Source organism: Streptomyces sp. NPDC085481 (genome assembly GCF_044541845.1).
In the GTDB taxonomy this organism is placed as follows: Bacteria; Actinomycetota; Actinomycetes; order Streptomycetales; family Streptomycetaceae; genus Streptomyces.
In genome coordinates this window covers 240,549-262,117 of record NZ_JBITTJ010000004.1, presented here as the reverse complement: position 1 = coordinate 262,117, position 21,569 = coordinate 240,549, and the positions used below count along the sequence as shown (strand labels likewise).

22 protein-coding genes are annotated in these 21,569 nt (G+C 71.5%); 14 read left to right on the top strand and 8 right to left on the bottom strand.

What is annotated here, in order from left to right; translation table 11 throughout:
- Positions 1 to 67 precede the first annotated feature (67 nt).
- Positions 68 to 337, top strand: a complete 270-nt coding sequence (locus ACIGEZ_RS12120; protein WP_030207779.1) for a type II toxin-antitoxin system Phd/YefM family antitoxin — start codon at positions 68 to 70, stop codon at positions 335 to 337.
- The gene (locus ACIGEZ_RS12115; protein WP_030207783.1) at positions 330 to 593 is read left to right on the top strand and encodes a type II toxin-antitoxin system RelE/ParE family toxin; all 264 of its coding nucleotides are present in this window, start codon (positions 330 to 332) and stop codon (positions 591 to 593) included. Before ACIGEZ_RS12120 ends, ACIGEZ_RS12115 begins: the two co-directional genes overlap by 8 nt.
- A gap of 84 nt (positions 594 to 677) precedes the next feature.
- Here the strand turns inward: ACIGEZ_RS12115 and ychF are convergent, their stop codons facing one another.
- Entirely contained in the window at positions 678 to 1,766 is a 1,089-nt protein-coding gene (gene ychF / locus ACIGEZ_RS12110; RefSeq protein WP_399829272.1) for a redox-regulated ATPase YchF, read from the bottom strand.
- 162 nt (positions 1,767 to 1,928) lie between these two features.
- Between ychF and ACIGEZ_RS12105 the strand changes: the two genes are divergently transcribed.
- Positions 1,929 to 2,564, top strand: a complete 636-nt coding sequence (locus ACIGEZ_RS12105; RefSeq protein ID WP_399829269.1) for a DUF6542 domain-containing protein — start codon at positions 1,929 to 1,931, stop codon at positions 2,562 to 2,564.
- 182 nt (positions 2,565 to 2,746) lie between these two features.
- Here ACIGEZ_RS12105 and ppgK read toward each other — a convergent pair whose 3' ends face one another.
- Positions 2,747 to 3,487 carry a polyphosphate--glucose phosphotransferase gene (ppgK, locus tag ACIGEZ_RS12100; RefSeq protein ID WP_399829267.1) on the bottom strand — a complete coding sequence of 247 codons (741 nt, stop codon included), beginning with the start codon at positions 3,485 to 3,487 and terminating at the stop codon, positions 2,747 to 2,749.
- A 30-nt stretch (positions 3,488 to 3,517) separates the two neighbouring features.
- Positions 3,518 to 4,525 carry a 4-hydroxy-3-methylbut-2-enyl diphosphate reductase gene (locus ACIGEZ_RS12095; protein WP_399829265.1) on the bottom strand — a complete coding sequence of 336 codons (1,008 nt, stop codon included), beginning with the start codon at positions 4,523 to 4,525 and terminating at the stop codon, positions 3,518 to 3,520.
- Between the two features lie 54 nt (positions 4,526 to 4,579).
- Here ACIGEZ_RS12095 and ACIGEZ_RS12090 point away from each other — a divergent pair, with 54 nt between their 5' ends.
- The 4 genes from ACIGEZ_RS12090 (at position 4,580) to ACIGEZ_RS12075 (ending at position 8,465) form a co-directional block, all read left to right on the top strand.
- A complete protein-coding gene (locus tag ACIGEZ_RS12090; RefSeq protein WP_399829642.1) occupies positions 4,580 to 5,926 on the top strand; it encodes an APC family permease in 1,347 nt (448 codons plus the stop codon).
- A gap of 314 nt (positions 5,927 to 6,240) precedes the next feature.
- Entirely contained in the window at positions 6,241 to 7,452 is a 1,212-nt protein-coding gene (gene xseA, locus ACIGEZ_RS12085; protein ID WP_399829263.1) for an exodeoxyribonuclease VII large subunit, read from the top strand.
- Positions 7,453 to 7,514: 62 nt separating this feature from the next.
- On the top strand, positions 7,515 to 7,763 hold the full coding sequence (locus ACIGEZ_RS12080; RefSeq protein ID WP_399829260.1) for an exodeoxyribonuclease VII small subunit: 249 nt from the start codon (positions 7,515 to 7,517) through the stop codon (positions 7,761 to 7,763).
- 108 nt (positions 7,764 to 7,871) lie between these two features.
- Positions 7,872 to 8,465 carry a malonic semialdehyde reductase gene (locus tag ACIGEZ_RS12075; RefSeq protein ID WP_399829257.1) on the top strand — a complete coding sequence of 198 codons (594 nt, stop codon included), beginning with the start codon at positions 7,872 to 7,874 and terminating at the stop codon, positions 8,463 to 8,465.
- Between the two features lie 93 nt (positions 8,466 to 8,558).
- Here ACIGEZ_RS12075 and ACIGEZ_RS12070 read toward each other — a convergent pair whose 3' ends face one another.
- The gene (locus ACIGEZ_RS12070; protein ID WP_399829254.1) at positions 8,559 to 9,092 is read right to left on the bottom strand and encodes a DUF4245 domain-containing protein; all 534 of its coding nucleotides are present in this window, start codon (positions 9,090 to 9,092) and stop codon (positions 8,559 to 8,561) included.
- 117 nt (positions 9,093 to 9,209) lie between these two features.
- On the opposite strand from ACIGEZ_RS12070, the gene glpX reads away from it, so the two are divergent.
- Positions 9,210 to 10,241 (top strand): class II fructose-bisphosphatase, encoded by a 1,032-nt coding sequence (gene glpX / locus ACIGEZ_RS12065; protein WP_399829252.1) that lies wholly within the window; start codon positions 9,210 to 9,212, stop codon positions 10,239 to 10,241.
- Positions 10,242 to 10,323: 82 nt separating this feature from the next.
- On the opposite strand, the gene ACIGEZ_RS12060 is transcribed toward glpX, so the two are convergent.
- Together ACIGEZ_RS12060 and ACIGEZ_RS12055 are read right to left on the bottom strand one after the other, a co-directional pair.
- A complete protein-coding gene (locus tag ACIGEZ_RS12060) occupies positions 10,324 to 10,695 on the bottom strand; it encodes a WhiB family transcriptional regulator (RefSeq protein ID WP_399829250.1) in 372 nt (123 codons plus the stop codon).
- A gap of 150 nt (positions 10,696 to 10,845) precedes the next feature.
- Entirely contained in the window at positions 10,846 to 11,568 is a 723-nt protein-coding gene (locus ACIGEZ_RS12055) for a DUF1707 domain-containing protein (protein ID WP_399829247.1), read from the bottom strand.
- A 211-nt stretch (positions 11,569 to 11,779) separates the two neighbouring features.
- Between ACIGEZ_RS12055 and ACIGEZ_RS12050 the strand changes: the two genes are divergently transcribed.
- Together ACIGEZ_RS12050 and ACIGEZ_RS12045 are read left to right on the top strand one after the other, a co-directional pair.
- Entirely contained in the window at positions 11,780 to 13,459 is a 1,680-nt protein-coding gene (locus ACIGEZ_RS12050; RefSeq protein ID WP_399829244.1) for a fumarate hydratase, read from the top strand.
- A 196-nt stretch (positions 13,460 to 13,655) separates the two neighbouring features.
- A complete protein-coding gene (locus ACIGEZ_RS12045) occupies positions 13,656 to 14,306 on the top strand; it encodes an HAD family acid phosphatase (RefSeq protein ID WP_399829241.1) in 651 nt (216 codons plus the stop codon).
- A gap of 12 nt (positions 14,307 to 14,318) precedes the next feature.
- Here ACIGEZ_RS12045 and ACIGEZ_RS12040 read toward each other — a convergent pair whose 3' ends face one another.
- The gene (locus ACIGEZ_RS12040) at positions 14,319 to 14,816 is read right to left on the bottom strand and encodes a hypothetical protein (protein WP_399829239.1); all 498 of its coding nucleotides are present in this window, start codon (positions 14,814 to 14,816) and stop codon (positions 14,319 to 14,321) included.
- Positions 14,817 to 14,911: 95 nt separating this feature from the next.
- Between ACIGEZ_RS12040 and ACIGEZ_RS12035 the strand changes: the two genes are divergently transcribed.
- Entirely contained in the window at positions 14,912 to 15,544 is a 633-nt protein-coding gene (locus ACIGEZ_RS12035) for a lipoprotein (RefSeq protein WP_399829236.1), read from the top strand.
- Between the two features lie 51 nt (positions 15,545 to 15,595).
- Here the strand turns inward: ACIGEZ_RS12035 and ACIGEZ_RS12030 are convergent, their stop codons facing one another.
- The gene (locus ACIGEZ_RS12030) at positions 15,596 to 17,125 is read right to left on the bottom strand and encodes a ricin-type beta-trefoil lectin domain protein (RefSeq protein ID WP_399829233.1); all 1,530 of its coding nucleotides are present in this window, start codon (positions 17,123 to 17,125) and stop codon (positions 15,596 to 15,598) included.
- 106 nt (positions 17,126 to 17,231) lie between these two features.
- Here ACIGEZ_RS12030 and ACIGEZ_RS12025 point away from each other — a divergent pair, with 106 nt between their 5' ends.
- The 3 genes from ACIGEZ_RS12025 to ACIGEZ_RS12015 all read left to right on the top strand — a co-directional run bounded on the left by ACIGEZ_RS12025 (position 17,232) and on the right by ACIGEZ_RS12015 (position 21,542).
- Positions 17,232 to 18,632 (top strand): class II fumarate hydratase, encoded by a 1,401-nt coding sequence (locus tag ACIGEZ_RS12025; RefSeq protein ID WP_399829230.1) that lies wholly within the window; start codon positions 17,232 to 17,234, stop codon positions 18,630 to 18,632.
- Between the two features lie 76 nt (positions 18,633 to 18,708).
- On the top strand, positions 18,709 to 19,374 hold the full coding sequence (locus ACIGEZ_RS12020; protein ID WP_399829227.1) for a DUF402 domain-containing protein: 666 nt from the start codon (positions 18,709 to 18,711) through the stop codon (positions 19,372 to 19,374).
- 311 nt (positions 19,375 to 19,685) lie between these two features.
- Positions 19,686 to 21,542, top strand: coding sequence for a SpoIIE family protein phosphatase (locus ACIGEZ_RS12015; protein WP_399829224.1), 1,857 nt, complete (start codon positions 19,686 to 19,688; stop codon positions 21,540 to 21,542).
- Positions 21,543 to 21,569: the final 27 nt, after the last annotated feature.

The window sequence follows — 21,569 nt, the reverse complement described above, 5'->3', positions numbered from 1 at the left end:
CCGCTGCCCCCGGGGCCGGGCGGCACCAACGTTGTGTACACATGGCACACTCGGTACCATTGAGCTCATGACGCAGCCGCTGCCCATAGAGTCCATCCGCGACGTACGCGCTCACCTGGCCGAAGTCGTCGAACGGGCCGACCGCGACGACGTACCCACTGTCATCACCCGCCGCGGCAAGCAGGTAGCCGCCGTGGTCTCGATCGAGGTGCTGCGCAAGTACCAGGAGTGGGAAGAGCGCGAGATCAACCGCATCATCGACGAGCGCATGGCAAACCCGGCCGCCGGCGTCCCGATCGAGGACGTGATGAGGGAGACGCTGGCACGCAGTGAGTGACTACCGCACGGTGTTCCGGCCCGAGGCCCAGGCGGAGCTGCGCAAGATCCCGCGTGACATGGCGCTTCGCATCCTGGCCAAACTGACAGAGCTGGAGAGCGACCCCTTCGGCTTCAACACCACCGCACTCGTATCCCAGCCCGAGCGTCGCCGCCTACGGGTCGGCGACTACCGTGTCGTCTACACGATCGACAACGGGGAGCTGGTGGTGTGGGTCGTACACGTCGGACACCGTTCCACGGTCTACGACACGTAGCCGCTCCAGGTTCTGCGGACCGCTGCGGACAGCACAACGGCCTGACCTGCTTTCCCGCAGGTCAGGCCGTTTGCCCACGCCCCATCAGACGTTGAAGCGGAACTCCACCACGTCGCCGTCCTGCATCACGTACTCCTTGCCCTCCATGCGGGCCTTGCCCGCCGCGCGGGCGTCGGCCACCGAGCCGGTGTCGACCAGGTCGGCGAAGGAGATGACCTCGGCCTTGATGAAGCCCTTCTGGAAGTCGGTGTGGATCACACCGGCCGCCTCGGGGGCCGTGGCGCCCTTCTTGATGGTCCAGGCGCGGGACTCCTTCGGGCCCGCCGTGAGGTAGGTCTGCAGGCCGAGGGTGTCGAATCCGACGCGGGCGAGGGTGGCCAGGCCCGGCTCCTCGGCGCCGACCGACTGGAGGAGCTCCATGGCGTCCTCGTCGTCCAGCTCGGCCAGGTCGGCCTCCAGCTTGGCGTTGAGGAAGATGGCCTCGGCCGGGGCGACCAGGGCGCGCTGCTCGCCCTTGAAGGTGTCGTCCGTCAGCTCGTCCTCGTCCACGTTGAACACGTAGAGGAAGGGCTTGGTGGTCAGCAGGTGGAGGTCGTGGAGGAGCTCCGCCTTCTCCGAGCCCTGGAGGATGCCCTGCGAGAACAGCGTGTCACCGCGCTCCAGGATCTCCTTCGCCGCCTCGACCGCCGCCACCTTCGGGGCCACGTCCTTCTTGATCCGGGACTCCTTCTGGAGGCGCGGCAGGACCTTCTCGATGGTCTGGAGGTCGGCGAGGATCAGCTCGGTGTTGATCGTCTCGATGTCGTCCTTCGGGGAGACCTTGCCGTCGACGTGGACGACGTTCTCGTCCTTGAAGGCGCGGATGACCTGGCAGATCGCGTCCGACTCGCGGATGTTCGCCAGGAACTTGTTGCCCAGGCCCTCGCCCTCGCTCGCGCCCCGCACGATGCCGGCGATGTCGACGAAGTCGACCGTGGCCGGAAGGACGCGCTGCGAGCCGAAGATCTCGGCGAGCTTGTCCAGGCGGGCGTCCGGCACGCCGACGACGCCGACGTTGGGCTCGATCGTGGCGAACGGGTAGTTGGCCGCCAGCACGTCGTTCTTGGTCAGGGCGTTGAACAGGGTCGACTTGCCGACATTCGGCAGGCCGACGATTCCGATCGTGAGCGACACGGTGGCGACTTCCCTAGAGCAGTGGATGCGGTACGGACGATGGGTCGATCCCCCAGTTTACGGGGGCTCCGGACCGGGCGAGACGGCCCTCTTCGCGCCAAGGTCACCCAAAGGGCGTGTCCCGCACCGGCTTCCCGGCCCGTTCCGACCTACGTTGGTGGGGTGGAGCAGCACAGGACACGCAAGCCGCAGCCCCGCCGCCCCTCCGGGCGTCGGGCGCAGCCCCCTCTGACGCCGCCCGGCGCGCTGGTCGAGGGCGCCGCGGTCTACCGCGTCGCCGCCAAGCCCCGCCCCGGCCGGCCCCGCCTGGAGCGGCCCGCGCCGCCGGTGGTCGTCGCGCTGCGCCGTCTGCCCAACCCCCGGCTGACCGGTCTGGGCGCCGGGCTCTTCGCCTCCGCCGTCATGCTGGGGCTCGGCTTCCTCGACTGGCTGCTGTTCGACGGTTCGCCGCTCGTCTTCGGGCTGCTGTTCCTGCCGGTCAGCGCCCTGACCGCGCTCTGGGTCCGTACCGCCGACCTCGTCACCGCCCCCATCAGCGTCCCGATCGCCTTCGCCGTCGGCGTCGTCCCCATCTCCGGCGGTACGGGCGGTTTCGGCGGCCAGGCGATGGCCCTGGTCACCGCCCTCGCCGTGCACGCCGGATGGCTGTACGGCGGGACGCTGGTCGCCGGTCTGATCACGAGCGTGCGGAAGGTACGGGACATGGGGCGACGCCACAAGGCCGCGGCGGCCGACGGCGGGGCCGGGTCGGGTGGGTCCGTACGGCCCGTGCGCCGGCCGGCGCCCGAGCGGGGCTAGCCGCGGGAGCGGGTGCGTACGCCCGCCCGGGTGCGTACGCCCGCCCGGGTGCGTACGCCCGCCCGGGTGCGTACGCCCGCCCGGGTGCGTACGCCCGCCCGGGTACGTACGCCCGCCCGTGCCCGAGCGGGGCTCAGCGCCACACCCCCAGGCCCCGGGGTGATCCCGAAGGCACGGCCTGGCTAGCCCCCCGCCGCCATCGCCGCCCCCACGATCCCCGCGTTGTTCTGCAGCTCCGCCGGCACGATCTCCGCCCTGATGTCCTCGATCAGGGGGAGGAAGCGGTCCGCCTTGCGGCTGACTCCGCCGCCGATGATGAACAGCTCCGGCGAGAAGAGCATCTCCACGTGCGCCATGTACTTCTGCAGGCGCCGCTTCGCCCAGTGTTCCCACGTGAGGTCCTCGTCCTCGCGGGCCTTGGAGGAGGCGCGCTTCTCGGCGTCGTGGCCCTTGAGCTCCAGGTGGCCGAGCTCCGTGTTGGGGACGAGGCGGCCGTCCACGAAGACGGCGGAGCCGATGCCGGTGCCGAGGGTGAGGAGGATGACAGTGCCCTTGCGGCTCTTGCCGGCGCCGAAGGTCATCTCGGCGATGCCGGCCGCGTCGGCGTCGTTCAGGACGGTGACCGGCAGGCCGCCGAGGCGGTCGGTGAGGAGTCGGCCCGCGTCGACGCCGATCCAGCCCTTGTCGACGTTCGCGGCGGTACGGATGGTGGATCCGGTCACCACCCCGGGGAAGGTCACGCCGATGGGGCCGGTCCAGCCGAAGTGCGCCACGACCTCGGCGACGCACCCCGCCACACCGTCGGGTGTGGCGGGGTGCGGGGTCAGTACCTTGTGGCGCGGTTCGGCCAGTTCGCCGCGGCCGAGGTCCACGGGGGCGCCCTTGATGCCCGAGCCGCCGATGTCCACTCCGAAGACGTTCATGGAACCACCGTACGGTCCGGCGGCCCGGCGCTACTCGCTTTCGAGCAGCGCGGCGGCCTCGGCCCGCAGGTCCTTGTTGCGGAGCTCCTTGGGCAGCGAGAAGGTCAGCGACTCGTCGGCCGTCTTGACCAGCTCCACGTCGACGTAACCGCGCTCGGACAGCCACTCCAGGACCTCCTGGACCAGGACGTCCGGGACGGAGGCGCCGGAGGACAGGCCGACGCTGGTGACGCCTTCCAGCCAGCTCTCGTCGATCTCGCTGGCGAAGTCGACGAGGTACGCGGCGGGGGCACCGGCCTGCTTGGCGACGTCGACCATGCGCTGCGAGTTCGAGGAGTTCTTGGAGCCCACCACGATGACCAGCTCGGAATCGCCGGCGAGCTCCTTGATGGCCAGCTGGCGGTTCTGCGTGGCGTAGCAGATGTCGTCGGACGGCGGGGAGATCAGCTGCGGGAACTTCTCCTTCAGGGCGTCCACCGTCTCCATGGTCTCGTCGACCGACAGCGTGGTCTGGGAGAGCCACACCACCCGGGACGGGTCGCGGACCTCGACCTTGGCGACGTCCTCGGGGCCGTCGACCAGCTGGATGTGGTCGGGGGCCTCGCCGGAGGTGCCGATGACCTCCTCGTGGCCCTCGTGGCCGATGAGGAGGATGTCGAAGTCCTCCTTGGCGAACCGCACGGCCTCCTTGTGGACCTTGGTGACCAGCGGGCAGGTCGCGTCGATGGTCTTCAGGCGGCCCTCGCGGGCCTCTTCGTGCACGGTCGGGGCGACGCCGTGCGCGGAGAACATCACGATGTTGCCCGGCGGCACCTCGGTCGCCTGGTCGACGAAGATCGCGCCCTTCCGCTCCAGGGTCTGGACGACGTACTTGTTGTGGACGATCTCGTGGCGCACGTAGACGGGGGCCCCGTACTGCTCCAGGGCTTTCTCCACGGCGATCACGGCACGGTCCACGCCCGCGCAGTAGCCGCGGGGAGCGGCGAGCAGGACACGCTTCGGGCGGTTGGTCGCGGGCGTTGCAGTCATGCGTCCCATCGTAAGGCCGCGTCGGTCAGCGCTTTGATCCGCGGCGTGGCCGAGACTGACGCCATGGCGGAGGAAGCACGGGTGGCGGACCACGAGGGCCTTCGACGGAGTCTCGGATTCCGGGATCTTGTCGTCTACGGGCTCCTCTTCATCGCCCCGATGGCCCCGGTCGGCGTCTTCGGCACCCTGGACGCCAAGTCGCACGGTGCCGTCGCACTGGTGTACCTGGTGGCGACCGTCGCCATGGCGTTCACCGCCTTCAGTTACGCGCAGATGGTGCGGGTCGCGCCGCAGGCCGGCTCCGTCTTCACGTACGCGCGCACGGCGCTCGGCGAGGGCCCGGGCTTCGTCGCCGGGTGGATGGCGATGCTCGACTACCTGCTGATCCCTGCCGTCGCGTACCTCTTCGCGGGCATCGCGATGGAGGCGCTGGTGCCGGAGGTGGACCGGTGGGTGTGGACGGGGATCGCCGTGGTCCTCACGACGCTGCTCAACCTGTGGGGAGTGCGTGCCGCCGCCCGGGTCGGCTTCGCCGTGCTCGCCATGGAGATCGTGGTGCTGCTCGTCTTCGTCGTCTCGGCGATCGTGGTGCTCGCACGTGACGGGGCCCGGCGCGACTGGTGGTCGCCGCTCAGCGGTGACGCGGGGTTCTCGACGGCGGCGGTCGTGGGCGCGGTGTCGGTGGCGGTGCTCTCGTACCTCGGCTTCGACGCGATCGCGTCCTTCGCGGAGGAGGTGACCGGGGGCTCGGAGAGGGTGGCCCGGGCGGTGCTGCTCTGCCTGGCGCTTGCGGGTGTCCTGTTCGTGGCGCAGACCTGGCTGGTGGCGCTGCTCGAACCCGTGTCGTCGAGCGAGCTCGCGGCGGATCCCGCGATGCAGGGCTCGGCGTTCTACGACGCGGTCGACGCGTCCGTCGGCGGCTGGCTGCACGACCTGGTGGCGGTGTCGAAGGCGATCGGCGCGGCTTTCGCCGCGCTCGCGGGGCAGGCGGCCGGGGGGCGGCTGCTGTTCGCGATGGGACGGGAGGGGCGGCTGCCGCACGCCCTCGCCCGTACGGACTCGGGCGTGCCGCGGGTGGCGCTGCTCGTGTCGGCGGCGGTGACGATGATCGCGGCGGTGTGGGCGGCGCGACGGGACGACGGGCTGGATCACCTGGTGTCCGTGGTCGACATCGGGGCCCTGACGGCCTTCGTGCTGCTGCACGCGAGCGTCGTGGCCTGGTTCGCGGTCCGGCGCATGGAGGGGCCGCCGCGGGTGCTGGCGCATGTGGTGGCGCCGGTGGTCGGGGCGGCGATCCTGGTCGCGGTGATCGTGGAGGCGTCGCCGTCGGCGCAGGTGGTGGGGGTGATCTGGTTCGCGATCGGGCTGGTGGTGCTGGCGCTTCAGGGGACACGGCGAGTCTCGCCGTGAGGCGCGGGCGGCCCGCGGGCGGGCGGTGGGACCGACAGGGCCGATGCGGGGGCGGGGACGACGCGGGTGGCGGGGCCGATGCGGGTGGCGGGGCCGATGCGGGTGGCGGGGCCGACGAGGCCGGTGGTGTGCCGAGGAGGCCAGTGGGGGGCCGGCAAGGCCGGTGGTGCGCCGAGGGGGCCAGTGGCGGGGTCCGGTGAGGCTGGTGGGTCCGGTAAGGCGGATGGGGCCGCCCGGTGGGCCGCCGGGGGCCGGGGCCCCCGCCCGCCGTCGCCGGGCGCGGTTCTGTCGGACCCGGCCGTTACGCTCGGCGCATGGGTCTGAACACGTCCGTCGAAGCGCCGCTGCCCGTCGGGGAGGTCTCCCGGCTCATCGGGGGGTGGATCGACCGGCTGGGGGCCGTCTGGGTCGAGGGGCAGATCACGCAGTTGTCGCGGCGGCCGGGGGCCGGGGTCGTGTTCCTGACGCTGCGGGATCCCTCGTACGACATCTCGATCAACGTCACCTGCTATCGGCAGGTCTTCGACGCCGTCGCCGATGTCGTCTCCGAGGGGGCCCGGGTCGTCGTCCACGCCAAGCCCGAGTGGTACGCGCCGCGCGGGCAGCTTTCGTTGCGGGCGGCGGAGATCCGGCCGGTCGGGATCGGGGAGCTGCTCGCCCGGCTGGAGATGCTGAAGCGGACGCTCGCGGCCGAGGGGTTGTTCGCGCTCGACCGGAAGAAGCCGTTGCCGTTTCTGCCGCAGCTCGTCGGGCTCGTGTGCGGGCGCGCCTCGGCGGCCGAGCGGGACGTCCTGGAGAACGCGCGGCGGCGGTGGCCGGCCGTTCGGTTCGAGGTGCGGAACGTGGCGGTGCAGGGGGTGAAGGCCGTGCCTCAGGTGATCCAGGCGGTGAAGGAGCTGGACGCGCACGAGGGGGTCGACGTGATCGTCGTCGCGCGGGGCGGTGGCAGCGTCGAGGATCTGCTGCCGTTCTCGGACGAGCAGCTGGTGCGGGCCGTCGCCGACTGCCGTACCCCCGTGGTGTCGGCCATCGGCCACGAGCCGGACGCCCCGCTGCTGGACCTGGTCGCCGACCTGCGGGCCTCCACGCCGACCGACGCCGCCAAGAAGGTCGTCCCGGACGTCGGCGAGGAGCTGGACCGGGTGCAGGGTCTGCGGGACCGGGCGCTGCGGACCGTACGGGGGCTCCTCGAGCGTGAGGAGCGGGGGCTCGCGCACGCGCTGGCCCGGCCGGTGATGGAGCACCCGCAGCGGATGGTGGAGGTGCGGGAGGACGAGCTCGACGCGCTGCTGGCCCGCAGTCGGCGGACCTTCGGGCACCTGCTCGACCGGGCCGACTCCGAGCTGTCGCACACCCGGGCGCGGGTCCGGGCGCTTTCGCCCGCGGCGACGATGGAGCGGGGGTACGCGGTGCTCCAGCGGGCGGACGGGGCCGTGGTGCGCGATCCGGCGGAGGTCGCGGCGGACGAGGAGCTGCGGGCGCGGGTCGCGGCGGGCGAGTTCACGGTGCGGCGCACCGCCTCCTGAGCCGGGATTCGTCGCGGAAGTACAGAAGAACGTCAAGGACCTGACAGACAAAGGTGGATGGCATGGCAGCACGTACTGGTGCGGAAGAGACTGCACTCGGCTACGAGCAGGCTCGCGACGAGCTAATCGAGGTCGTCCGGCGCCTGGAGGCGGGCGGTACGACGCTCGAGGAGTCCCTGGCGCTCTGGGAGCGCGGTGAGGAGCTGGCGAAGGTGTGCCGGCACTGGCTGGAGGGGGCGCGGGCCCGCCTGGACGCCTCGCTCGCGGCCGAGCGTGCGGAGGAAGGGGAGGACTCTCCCGGGGTCGAGTAGGCTCCTGTGAAACGGATCACTATCCGGATAAGATAGTTGAAACTTCACTTACCTTCGCCGTACTGTCGTGTGCACAGCCGCCCCGTGCAGAACCGGAAGGTACGCAGCATGTCCCTCGCCCTTGACCCCGCCGCCCAGGACCTCCTTTTCCGTGAGGCCCGCACCGCCAACACGTTCACCGACGAGCCGGTGACCGACGAGCAGGTCCAGGCGATCTACGACCTGGTCAAGTACGGCCCGACCGCCTTCAACCAGACCCCGCTGCGCATCACCCTGGTCCGCTCCCCCGAGGCCCGTGAGCGCCTGGTGAAGCACATGGCCGAGGGCAACCAGCCCAAGACCGCCGCCGCCCCGCTGGTCGCGATCCTCTCCGCGGACAACGAGTTCCACGAGGAGCTGCCGGCCCTGATGCCGCACTTCCCGCAGGCCAAGGACCTCTTCTTCGCCGAGCGTCCGGTCCGCGAGCGGTCCGCCCTCCTGAACGGCGCCCTGCAGGCCGCGTACTTCATCGTCGGCATCCGCGCCGCCGGCCTGGCCGCGGGCCCGATGACCGGTCTCGACTTCGCCGGTGTCCAGAAGGAGTTCCTGGACGCCGACCACACCCCGCTGATGGTCGTCAACATCGGCAAGCCGGGCGAGGACGCCTCCCCGTTCCCGCGCCAGCCGCGCCTCGCCTACGAGGACGTCATCACCACCGTCTGACCCGTTCGGACGCAGCGAAGAACCCCCGGGCGCCGAGCGCCCGGGGGTTCTTCCCGTGTCCTGTGCCCAGGGCCGGACAGCCCCGGGTCTCCCCTAGGCCTTCTTCGCCTGCAGGGCGCCCGCCATCTGCGCCAGGCGGTCGAAGGACGCCGTGCCGGTCACGACCGTGGTCGCACCGCCGTCGGTGCGGACCAGGGCGTCGTACTTCGGGCCCTCCCAGCGCTGCCAGACCTGCCCGCCGACCGTCTGGGTCCTGCCGGAGTCCTTCGCCTGCTGGGTGACGTCGGCGATGTACTTCTTGGGCTCCTCCGTCGACTGGTGGACCGCCACGTACTGCGTGTCCGGGTCCAGGAAGCCCAGCTGCCAGGCGTCGTGGTCCTCGCGCTTGTACGAGACGACCGTCGCCCGCCAGTCCTCGCCGAGGCCCTCGGGGGCCAGCACCGGATACGGCGCCGCCCGCTGGGCCGTGAGGAGCTCCACCCGGTAGTCCTTGGTCTCGACCGGGTCCGCCTTGTCGTCGTGCGGGATGAAGAGATACATCACGCCCGCGGCGACCATGATCACACCGAGGGACTGGAACATCCCTCGCACCGTCTGCCTGCCTCGCATACCTGCCACGCCCCCCATGGTCGCATCATGGTGTTGTGCTCATACGTGGGCCCCTCTGCTCAATTTGTCGACCTGACGATAGAGTCGCAACACCCTCTTTTATCCGGCCGTCGCCGTACAGAAAGGTGCGCTCCGATGACCGAGCACCACTTGCCGCCCGAGCTCGAGGTCTCTCCCGAGGCCCCCGACCGCAACCTCGCCCTTGAGCTGGTCCGTGTCACCGAGGCCGCCGCCATGGCCGCCGGCCGCTGGGTCGGCCGCGGGGACAAGATCGGCGCGGACGGCGCGGCGGTCAACGCGATGCGGACCCTGATCTCCACCGTCTCGATGAACGGCGTCGTCGTCATCGGCGAGGGGGAGAAGGACGAAGCCCCCATGCTGTTCAACGGCGAGCACGTCGGAGACGGCACCGGCGCCGAGGTCGACATCGCCGTCGACCCGATCGACGGCACCACCCTGAACGCCAAGGGCATGCCCAACGCCATCGCCGTCCTGGCCGCCGCCGACCGCGGCACCATGTTCGACCCGTCCGCGGTCTTCTACATGGACAAGCTGGTCACCGGCCCCGAGGCCGCCGACTTCGTCGACATCAACGCCCCCGTCTCGGTCAACATCCGCCGGGTCGCCAAGGCCAAGGGCATGACGGCCGAGGACGTCACCGTGGTCATCCTGGACCGCCCGCGTCACGAGGGCATCGTCAAGGAGATCCGCGAGACCGGCGCCCGGATCAAGTTCATCTCCGACGGCGACGTGGCCGGCTCCATCATGGCCGCCCGCGAGGGCACCGGCGTCGACCTGCTGATGGGCATCGGCGGCACGCCCGAGGGCATCATCTCGGCCTGCGCCATAAAGTGCCTGGGCGGTGTGATCCAGGGCAAGCTGTGGCCCAAGGACGCGGCCGAGCGGCAGAAGGCCCTCGACGCCGGGCACGACCTGGACCGGGTGCTCAGCACCAACGACCTGGTCTGGGGCGACAACGTCTTCTTCGTCGCCACCGGCATCACCGACGGCGAGCTGCTGCGCGGTGTGCGCTACCGCTCCGAGACGGCGACCACCCAGTCGCTCGTCATGCGCTCGCGGTCCGGCACGATCCGCCAGATCGACTCCACGCACCGGCTCGCGAAGCTGCGGGCGTACAGCAAGATCGACTTCGACCGGGCCAAGTAGCCGGGCCGTTCGACGGCGGTACGAAGAGGGGCGCCCCCATGTGCGGTGGGGGCGCCCCTTCCCGTACGGGCGGCGGGACCCGTCAGCCGGCCTTGGCGATCCGATCGGCGGCCGCGGCCTTGCGCAGCTCCACCTCGCGGCGGCGGCGCCGGGCGAGCACGACACGGCGCTCGGCGGCGGTGAGCCCGCCCCACACCCCGTACGGCTCGGGCTGGAGCAGCGCGTGCTCACGGCACTCGACCATGACGGGGCAGCGGGCACAGACCCGCTTGGCGGCCTCCTCGCGGGAGAGCCGGGCGGCGGTGGGTTCCTTGGAGGGGGCGAAGAAGAGTCCGGCTTCGTCCCGACGGCACACCGCTTCCGCGTGCCAGGGGCCGGCCTCGTCCTCCCGAGCGGGGACGCGCTGGGGCGGCACGGCGGCGACCGGGAGGGGCTGATGCGGCATGTGCAGCACGGTCTACTCCTGACGACGGCTTCGCGAGCGAGCGACGATGCAGCAAGCCCTACCCGCTGTGCGCGCGCCTATGCACTGCGTGCCCTGGAGTTCCGCTTCGCGGACACCCGGCGGCGAATTCCGGTCACCGTGCGGACCGGAACGCGGGCTTCAGTGGCCGAGATGCTTCCGCAGCTTGCCCTGGACGTGGTTCTGCAGGTCGGTGATCCACTTGCCGCGCTTGGGCTTGGCCTCGACGTTGCCGAAGATCGCGAAGCCGTTGACGACGACCAGCGGGGCCTGCGGGTCGGCGCCCTCCAGGGTGACCACCTCGAAGTTGCCGAAGATGCCCGTGCCGCTGCCGCGCAGGCTGATGTTCTCCGGGACCCGCACCTCGACGTTGCCGAAGATCGAGGTCGCGTTGATGGTGGTGAGCCGCTGGGCGAAGATCGCCTCGGTCAGGTCGATCTCGATGTTGCCGAACAGCGAGAAGGCGTTGGTCCTGCGGCCGACCCGCCAGCGGCCCTTGCGGGTGGTGCTGGAGAAGACCGCGATCAGGTTGTCCGCCGGGCCCTCGGTGTCGTCGGGGCCGTACAGCGGGGCCGGCGCGGGCTCGGGCCTGGTGCGGCCCACGGGGAGGTCCCGCACGATCGGCTCCAGCTCGCCCACGGTCTTGGCCCGGTAGACGGCGTCGATCCGGTCCGAGTGCTCCTCGGGGTCGATCCGCCCCTCCGCCAGGGCGTCCCGGAGGATGTCCGCGATCCGGTCCCGGTCGGCGTCGGAGGCCCGCAGCGAGCCGTCCGGATCGGCGAAGGCGGGCCCCGGCGCGGGGGCGGGCGCGGGCCCGGTCTCGGCGGGAGCGACCGGCTGCTGGGGCTGCTTTTCGAGGTCCACGACCTCAGCCTAGCGAAACGCGATAGATCGCGACCAGGGGGAGCCGTCGTGTCCTGTGGACAAGCGGGAGAACACGCCATTCCGGCGTGGGGCCGACGGCAACTGAGCCTTACCTCACAGGATCGGCGCCGCGCCCGCGTTCTACGCTGGAGGGCGCGCGCCGCCAATGGAGGCGGCGCCGCTGTCTGCCGAGTGAGGAATGGCTGCCGTCATGCCAGAGTTTGCGTACTCCGATCTGCTCCCCCTGGGGCAGGACACCACGCCCTACCGCCTGGTGACCGCCGAAGGCGTCTCCACGTTCGAGGCCGACGGCCGTACGTTCCTCAAGGTCGAGCCGGAGGCGCTGCGCAAGCTGGCCGCCGAGGCCATCCACGACATCCAGCACTTCCTGCGCCCAGCCCACCTGGCCCAGCTGCGGAAGATCATCGACGATCCGGAGGCGTCGAGCAACGACAAGTTCGTCGCGCTCGACCTCCTGAAGAACGCCAACATCGCCGCCGCCGGCGTCCTCCCCATGTGCCAGGACACCGGCACCGCGATCGTCATGGGCAAGCGCGGCCAGAACGTGCTGACCCGCGGCGAGGACGAGAAGGCGCTCTCCCAGGGCATCTACGACGCCTACACCAAGCTCAACCTGCGCTACTCGCAGATGGCGCCGGTCACCATGTGGGAGGAGAAGAACACCGGCTCGAACCTGCCCGCGCAGATCGAGCTCTACGCGACCGACGGCGGCGCGTACAAGTTCCTCTTCATGGCCAAGGGCGGCGGCTCGGCCAACAAGTCGTTCCTCTACCAGGAGACCAAGGCGGTCCTCAACGAGGCCTCCATGATGAAGTTCCTGGAGGAGAAGATCCGTTCGCTCGGCACGGCGGCCTGCCCGCCGTACCACCTGGCGATCGTCGTGGGCGGCACCAGCGCCGAGTTCGCCCTGAAGACCGCCAAGTACGCCTCCGCGCACTACCTGGACGAGCTGCCGACCGAGGGCTCGGCCGAGACCGGGCACGGCTTCCGCGACCAGGAGCTGGAGGAGAAGGTCTTCGAGCTGACGCAGAAGATCGGTATCGGCGCGCAGTTCGGCGGCAAGTACTTCTGCCACGACGTCCGCGTGGTCCGCCTCCCCCGCCACGGCGCCTCGCTGCCCGTGGCGATCGCCGTGTCCTGCTCGGCCGACCGCCAGGCCGTCGCGAAGATCACCGCCGAGGGCGTCTTCCTGGAGCAGCTGGAAACCGACCCGGCGCGCTTCCTGCCGGAGACGACGGAGGAGACCCTCGACGAGGGCGCCGAGTCCGCTGGCGTCGTGAAGATCGACCTGAACCAGCCGATGGACGAGATCCTCGCCGAGCTGACCAGGTACCCGGTCAAGACCCGGCTCTCGCTGACCGGCCCGCTGGTCGTGGCGCGCGACATCGCGCACGCCAAGATCAAGGAGCGTCTGGACGCGGGCGAGGACATGCCGCAGTACCTGAAGGACCACCCGGTCTACTACGCGGGCCCGGCGAAGACCCCCGAGGGCTACGCCTCCGGCTCCTTCGGCCCGACGACGGCCGGCCGGATGGACAGCTACGTGGAGCAGTTCCAGGCGGCGGGCGGCTCGAAGGTCATGCTGGCCAAGGGCAACCGCTCCCAGCAGGTCACGGACGCCTGCGGCTCGCACGGCGGCTTCTACCTCGGCTCGATCGGCGGCCCGGCGGCGCGGCTCGCGCAGGACTGCATCAAGAAGGTCGAGGTCGTCGAGTACGAGGAGCTCGGCATGGAGGCGGTCTGGAAGATCGAGGTCGAGGACTTCCCGGCGTTCATCGTGGTGGACGACAAGGGCAACGACTTCTTCCGGAACCCGGCGCCGGAGCCGACCTTCACGCACATCCCGGTGCGCGGCCCGGGTCTCGGCTGATCCGCACCCTCCCGGAGCACTCCGGAAGCACTCCCGAAGCCCCTCGGTCCTTTCGACCGGGGGGCTTCGTCGGTCCCGCGTCGTCGATCTTCGCTCAGAAACCGGCTACCGACCGGTAGCCCTCCCGTCACTTACCGGCCAGTATTAGCCGCGAGCATGTCAACCACTGAGCCGGTCGACCACTCGGGAGCCCCCCATGCCCTCCATCCCCTCCGCCGCCCTCCGCAGGCGCGCCGCCGCCGGAACCACGGCCACCCTGGCCCTGACCGCCCTTCTCGTCGTGGGCCCCGCGCCCGCGGCCTCCGCGGCCGACCCGGACACCCACGTGACCTCGGCCGCCGCGATCCACGACGTCGACTACGACACCTGGCGCCGTGACGTGGCCGCCGTCGTCGCCGAGGCCCGCCCGTACATCCAGGAGCGCGCCGAGGACGCCGGCCGCGAGAGGCAGGCGATCGTCCTCGACATCGACAACTCCTCCCTGGAGACGGACTTCCACCCCTTCTGGGAGCTGCCGACCCCGGCCATCGCCGACGTGCGCGCCCTGGTCCGCGACGCCCACGCCCGCGGGGTGGCGGTCTTCTTCGTGACCGCCCGCCCGGGGATCATCCACTCACTCACCGACTGGAACCTGAAGCAGGCCGGCTACCCGGTCGACGGGCTGTACGTGCGCTCGCTGCCCGACCTGTTCGCCGAGGTCAGCGCGTACAAGACGGGGAAGCGCGCGGAGATCGAGGCCAAGGGCTACACGATCATCGCCAACATCGGAAACAACACCTCCGACCTCGTCGGCGGCCACGCCGAGCGCACCTTCAAGCTGCCGGACTACGGCGGCAAGCTCTCCTGAACCACCGCGGGGTCAGCGGCTGAGATGGAAGTCCAGTCGCTCGTAGTCCCCGTCGGGCGTCGAACGGATCCAGCCGCGGACGTCCTTGAAGTCGCCGGTCCCGCCGGTGACGGCGATGTCGAACGCGGCCGGCGCCTCGTCGGAGGCACTCACGGCCAGCAGGTTCTGGCCGGTGAGCTGCCCACCGGGCCCGCCGTTCAGCACGATCGTGCCGACGCACAGCATGTCACCGGGACTCCCGGTACGCACCACCGTGCAGACGATGCCGTCCCGGCCGACCGCGTCCCCGCCCTTGGTGCGGAACAGGTCGCTCGCGAAGGTGAAGGAGTCCCCGACCCCGGGGGCCTGACCGCTCTGGTCGGCGCCCCGGGCGGGGACCTCCTTGGCGTAGACCGTGAACTCGAGGCCGTCACTGCTGTCGACGGCGTAGGCCGGGGCGACGGCCCCGAAGGCGGCCGCAGCCACCGCGCAGACACCGAGCGTGCCGATCCTCCTGAAGCCGCGGATCATGTCCGCCTCCCGTGGTGGTGGATCTCCCCCGAGGCCCGCTCAACATTGTCCGGCCGTCGGTGAGGAGCCGCACCCGGTCGTGGATGATGAGCCTCATGCCAGAGAGAGCACCGATACGTACGGCGGTCCCCGTCGCCCTGGTGGCGGCGGGACTGCTGCTGACCGCCTGCGGTACGGCCACGGAAGCCACCGCCCCGCCCGCGGCCCCGCCCGCCGCCCCGTCCGAGATCACCGCCGCCACCCCCGCGGGCACCCTCGGGGGCCCCGGGACGGCCTGCGCCCTGCCGGCCTCCCTCACCCTCGCGAAGGGCTGGAAGCCGCAGGCGGTCAAGGACCCCGAGAACCCGGAGCTGGCCCCGCTCACCCGGCAGGGGCCGGCCACCGTCCGCTGCGAGGTGGACGCCAAGCCCGCCGGGAACATCGGCTACCTGCGGGTGTGGACCGCCCCGAAGGGCCCGGCGCGGGCGACCCTCGAAGCGTTCGTGAAGGCGGAGAAGGGCGCCACGGGCCTCGTCGTCAAGGACGTGAAGGCGGGCGCCCTGCCCGCCGTCGAGGTCCGCTACTCGGTGCACAGCGAGGTCCTCGACGACACCAAGGAGGAGCGGGCGTTCGCCGTCGAGACCCCGAAGGGGACCGTCATCGTCCACCTCGGCGGGCTCGACAGCGAGGAGCACCAGGAGATGCTCCCGGCGTACGAGCTCGCGAAGTCGAGCCTGAAGGCGCTGTGAACTGAAGGGCGTGGCCCCCGTCCCGCACCGCCGGACGGGGGCCACCGACGGTCAGACGAACCGCTGGTTCGCCGAGCCGTCGCAGCTCTGCAGCCGGACCGGATCCTTCGCCGCGCCCTGGGTCAGGCACAGGCCGGTCGCGGCGGCCGGGCGCAGGGTGTCGCCGTCGCGGACGAAGCCCTGGTTGGCGCCGCCGTGGCAGTTCCACAGGACGAGCGCCGTACCGGCCTGGTACTTCGCGCCGGGGACGTCCAGGCAGCGGTCCTGGGTGAGTTCGGTGTGGACGGTCCTGCGGGCGGAGTCGTACCACCAGCCCTGGTTGCGGCCGCCGTGGCAGTCCCAGCCGAGGACGGCGGTGCCGTTGGCGGACTCGGAGGCGTTGACGTCCAGGCAGTTGCCGGTGGCCGCGTTCCTCAGCGGCCGGTAGGCGTCGTCCCAGGCGAGCGGGAAGAGCGCCGGGGCGCCGGAGGAGGCGACGTCCGAGCAACCGGCCTCGCGCAGCCCGGAGTCGTAGATCCGGGTGAGGCAGGACGCGAAGGCGCCGTGGCCCCGGTAGTTGGGGTGGAAGGACTGGCGGACGGAGTTCTCGTCCGGGGTGCCGGGCTTGGAGAGGTCGATGTAGAGACCGCGGGCCCAGGTGTCCTCCATGCAGACCTCGTGGCCGTGGAAGAGCCGCGAGTTGTCGAGGTAGACCGCCCCGGTGGCGGCGGCCGCCCTGCGCATGCCGCGTTCGAAGGCGGGGACGGCGGTGTTACGGCCCCACTTGGTGTCGGAGTCGTAGCCGAGGCCGCCGCAGGAGAGCTTGCCGGGGAAGTTCGGGTTGTCGTGGAAGTCGGGGCCGATGGGGCTCGGGTAGCCCATGACGACGAGCTTGTAGTCGCCGTCGGCGTACCCGGCGTCGCGCATGACGGTCTTGAGGTCGCGGATCGTCTGCTCGACCTTGGGGACGAGCGCGTCGACACGGGACTGCCAGCCGGGGGCGTACTTCGGCTCGCAGGCGCCCTGGAGGAGCAGGTAGCGCTGGACGCAGTCGGTCATGACGGGGCCGAACTGGAGGTCGTCGTTGGCGCCGGCGACCAGGACGACCATCTTGATGCGGGTGTTGCGCGCCTTGACAGCCAGGTTGTCGCTCTGGACGAGCTCGTCGGCGTACTGCTTCGAGCCGCCGATGCGGATGTTCCCGGTGTACGCGCCGGAGCAGGACACGTTGAACGTGAGGTCCGCGGGGATTCCGGTGCGGTGGATGGCGGCGTCGGGCGAGCGGTGGCACCAGTTGGTCGGGCCGTTGGTGGGCGACTCGTAGCTGCCGACGCCCTCGCCGGAGATCTCGCTGTCGCCGAGGGAGATGAGCCCCGTCTTGCGCTGGGCGAGGGGCCGTTCCTCCGGGCTTCCGTAGATCTTGGTGGCCTCCGCGGCCCGGATCGCCTCCAGCTCCGGCGAGAGCGGGACGGAGGTGATTCCGGCCGTGGTGCTCGTGTCGGCCGCGCCGGCGGGGGTGGCGGCCGTCATGCTGCCGAGGGCCGCCGCGGCGGCGGCGAGGGCCGCGATCGGCCAGCGGAATCTGTGCCTGGTGCGCGTCATTGCGCCTCCTGGAGGTGGGGTTACCCACGGTTTTTACTGGCCGGTAAGCGCATTGGGAATACATCGAACAAGACAAGTGCTCAACTTTTGACGGAGGTTGGAGAACATGAGCGACGCAGACGAGTACCGGATCGAGCACGACTCCATGGGCGAGGTGCGGGTCCCCGCGCACGCCAAGTGGCGGGCCCAGACCCAGCGGGCGGTGGAGAACTTCCCCGTGAGCGGCCAGCGCCTGGAGCGCGCCCACATCGAGGCCCTGGCCCGGATCAAGGCCGCCGCCGCCGAGGTCAACGGCGAGCTCGGGGTGATCGACAAGGACCGGGCGCAGGCGATCGCCGCGGCCGCCGACGAGGTCGCGGAGGGCCGCTGGGACGACCAGTTCCCGGTGGACGTCTTCCAGACCGGCTCCGGCACCTCGTCCAACATGAACACCAACGAGGTCCTGGCCACCCTCGCGAGCGAGCGGCTCCCGGAGGACCGCGCGGTCCACCCCAACGACCATGTGAACGCCTCGCAGTCCTCCAACGACGTCTTCCCCTCCTCCATCCACATCGCGGCCACCGCCGCCGTGACCCACGACCTGATCCCCGCGCTCGATCATCTGGCCGCCTCCCTGGAGCGGAAATCAGCCGAATTCGCGAGCGTGGTGAAGTCCGGCCGTACGCATCTGATGGACGCCACCCCGGTCACCCTCGGCCAGGAGTTCGGCGGCTACGCGGCGCAGGTCAGGTACGGGGTCGAGAGGCTGCGCTCCGCGCTGCCCCGGCTCGCCGAACTCCCCCTCGGCGGCACGGCGGTGGGCACCGGCATCAACACCCCGCCCGGCTTCTCGGCCGCCGTCATCGCCGCGGTCGCCCGGGCCACCGGTCTTCCCCTCACCGAGGCCCGCGACCACTTCGAGGCCCAGGGCGCCCGGGACGGTCTGGTGGAGACGTCAGGCCAGCTCAGGACCATCGCCGTATCGCTCACGAAGATCGCCAACGATCTGCGCTGGATGGCCAGCGGCCCCCGCACCGGCCTCGCCGAGATCAACCTCCCCGACCTCCAGCCGGGCTCGTCGATCATGCCGGGCAAGGTGAACCCGGTCATTCCCGAGGCGGTCCTGATGGTCGCCGCGCAGGTGACCGGAAACGACACCACGGTCGCGGTGGCGGGCGCGGCCGGGAACTTCGAGCTCAACGTGATGCTCCCGGTGATCGCCAAGAACCTCCTGGAGTCGGTCCGGCTGCTCGCAGCCGCCTCCCGCCTGCTGGCCGACCGCACGGTCGACGGAATCACCGCCAACGTGGAGCGGGCCCGCGAGTACGCGGAGTCCTCGCCGTCCGTGGTCACGCCGCTCAACAAGTACATCGGCTACGAGGAGGCCGCCAAGGTCGCCAAGAGGTCGCTGGCCGAGCGGAAGACCATCCGCGAGGTGGTCCTGGAGTCCGGATACGTCGAGCGCGGCGACCTCACCCTCGAACAGCTCGACGAGGCGCTCGACGTCCTGCGGATGACTCATCCGTGACGCAACCTTTTCGGTCACCGGCTCTTCCGTGACCTTCGCCGCAGCGACGCCGGGGGCGCGCCCCTAAGATCTGCGCATGACAGGATCCGGCCGCCCCCAGCACTGGGCGCCGGGGGATCACATCCTCTGGCGCTACCGCGACAACGGCACCGGCGACGTGCACATCTGCCGGCCGGTGACCGTGGTCCAGGACACCCCGGAGCTGCTCGCGGTCTGGATGGCGCCCGGCACCGAGTGCGTCCGGCCGGTGCTCGCCGACGGCACGCCCGTACACGAGGAGCCGCTGGCCACCCGGTACACGGCGGCGCGCACCACGGCCCGGTCGCGCTGGTTCGGCACCGGGGTGCTCAAGCTGGCCGCGCCCGGCGACCCGTGGTCGGTGTGGCTGTTCTGGGAGCGGGGCTGGCGCTTCCGCAGCTGGTACGTGAACCTGGAGGAGCCCCGGACCCGCTGGGCCGGCGGCATCGACTCCGAGGACCACTTCCTGGACATCTCCGTCTACCCGGACCACAGCTGGCTGTGGCGGGACGAGGACGAGTTCGCCCAGGCGCAGCGGGCCGGCCTGATGGACGGCGCGCAGGCGGACCGGGTACGGGCGGCGGGGCAGGCGGCCGTCGAGGTGATCCGCTCCTGGGGAGCGCCCTTCTCGGACGGCTGGGAGGACTGGCGGCCCGACCCGGCCTGGCCCGTGCCCGCGCTGCCCGCCGACTGGGATCGCACCCCGGCGCACACGGCGCCGTGAGACCCTTGATGCGCCCCCGGGGTGCAAACGTAGGATCGTCCTCCGCAAGGAGCTGATCACACGCGACCGAACGAACGGCACGTCAAAGACCGAGCACGGCACAGGAACTGACCGCAAGTCATCGATGATGTCCTCATGAGGGGGAGAGCAGTGCCGGACGTGCGCCCGGGTGTCCGCACCCCCTTCGCCGCCCCTGCTCGGGGAGCGTTCACATCCACCGCGCGCGGGGGGTTTAGCCCTGCCGAAGGCGCGGCATCGGCGAGAAGAGCGAGTGCAGCGCACCACCGGCCCGGACGGACGGAATCCCAGGCGTGACGGAGCATCCCACCTCCCACGAAGGCCGTAAGGCGATGGCTGCCCGGCCGCAGGAACGCACTCGCCCCCGCCAGGAGACGGCGGCGGGCGCGACCGCGGCTGCCGTCGCGGTGCCGCCGCCCGGTGGCGGCAGCGGCGGCGGGACCGGCCCGGACGCCGCCGCGGCGCGGCGCGAGGGCGACCGGCTGCGGTTCGTGGGCGCCGCGACCCGGCGGATCGCGCGCGGTCTCGACCTCGACGAGATCGTCCTCGGTCTGTGCCGGGCGACCGTGCCGACCTTCTCCGACGCGATCCTGGTCTATCTGCGCGACCCGCTGCCGGTGGGCGACGAGCGTCCCGCGGAGCCTTTCGTGCTGCGGCTCCGCCGCACCGACCGGCTGCGGTTAACGGACCTGGAGGGCGAGGAGCTGGTCCTCGTCCCCGACCCCGATCCGACCCCGGCGGCCGAGCTGTGCGAGGTCCGCTCCGGCAGCGCGCTCGCCGAAGTGCTGCGCGGGGTACGGCCGGTGCCCGGCGACTCCGCCGCCGCCCGGGCCGCCCTGCCGGAGCTGCTCGGCGGCGACCACCCGCTGCCCGCCGGGCAGCGGGCGATACTCGCGCCGCTGCGCGGCCGGCGCCGGGTCATCGGCGCGGCCGTCTTCCTGCGCCGCCCCGAGCGGGCCGGCTTCGAGCCCAACGACCTGCTCGTCGCGGCCCAGTTGGCGACGCACACGGCGCTCGGCATCGACAAGGCCGTGCTGTACGGGCGCGAGGCCTACATCGCGGACGAGTTGCAGCGCACGATGCTGCCGGACTCGCTGCCGCAGCCGACCGGTGTGCGGCTCGCCTCCCGCTACCTTCCCGCGGCCGAGACGGCCCGGGTCGGCGGCGACTGGTACGACGCGATCCCGCTGCCCGGCAGCCGGGTCGCCCTGGTCGTCGGCGACGTCATGGGCCACTCCATGACCTCGGCGGCGATCATGGGCCAGCTGCGCACCACCGCGCAGACCCTGGCCGGTCTCGACCTGCCGCCTCAGGAGGTGCTGCACCACCTGGACGAGCAGGCCCAGCGGCTCGGCGAGAACCGCATGGCGACCTGCATGTACGCGGTGTACGACCCGGTCTCGCACCGGATCACCATCGCCAACGCGGGCCACCCGCCGCCGATACTGCTGCACCTGGGCGGCCGGGCCGAGGTCCTGCGGGTGCCGCCGGGCGCGCCCATCGGCGTGGGCGGGGTGGACTTCGAGGCGGTGGAGCTCGACGCGCCGGCCGGGGCCACGCTGCTGCTCTACACGGACGGTCTGGTGGAGTCGAGGCTGCGCGACGTGTGGACCGGGATCGAGCAGCTGCGGGAGCGGCTGGCGGCGACCGCCCAGCTCACCGGTCCCGACCACTCGCCTCCGCTGGAGGCGCTGTGCGACGACGTGCTCGACATGCTGGGCCCTGGCGACCGGGACGACGACATCGCGCTGCTCGCGGCCCGCTTCGACGGGATCGCGCCGAGCGACGTGGCGTACTGGTTCCTTGAGCCGGAGGACGCGGCCCCCGGCCGGGCCCGGCGGCTCGCCCGGCGGGCGCTCGCGCGCTGGGACCTGGAGGAGCTCTCGGACTCGGTGGAGCTGCTGATCAGCGAGGTCGTGACCAACGCGGTGCGGTACGCGGAGCGGCCGGTGACGCTGCGGCTGCTCCGTACGGACGTGCTGCGCTGCGAGGTCGGCGACGACTCGCCGCAGTTGCCCCGGCAGCGGCGGGCGCGGGACACCGACGAGGGCGGCCGCGGCCTGTTCCTGGTGAACCGGCTGGCCCGGCGGTGGGGGGCGACCCGGTTGTCGGGCGGCAAGGTGGTCTGGTTCGAACTGGCCACGCGCTGAGCCCCGTACGGCGTCGGCGCACGGCGA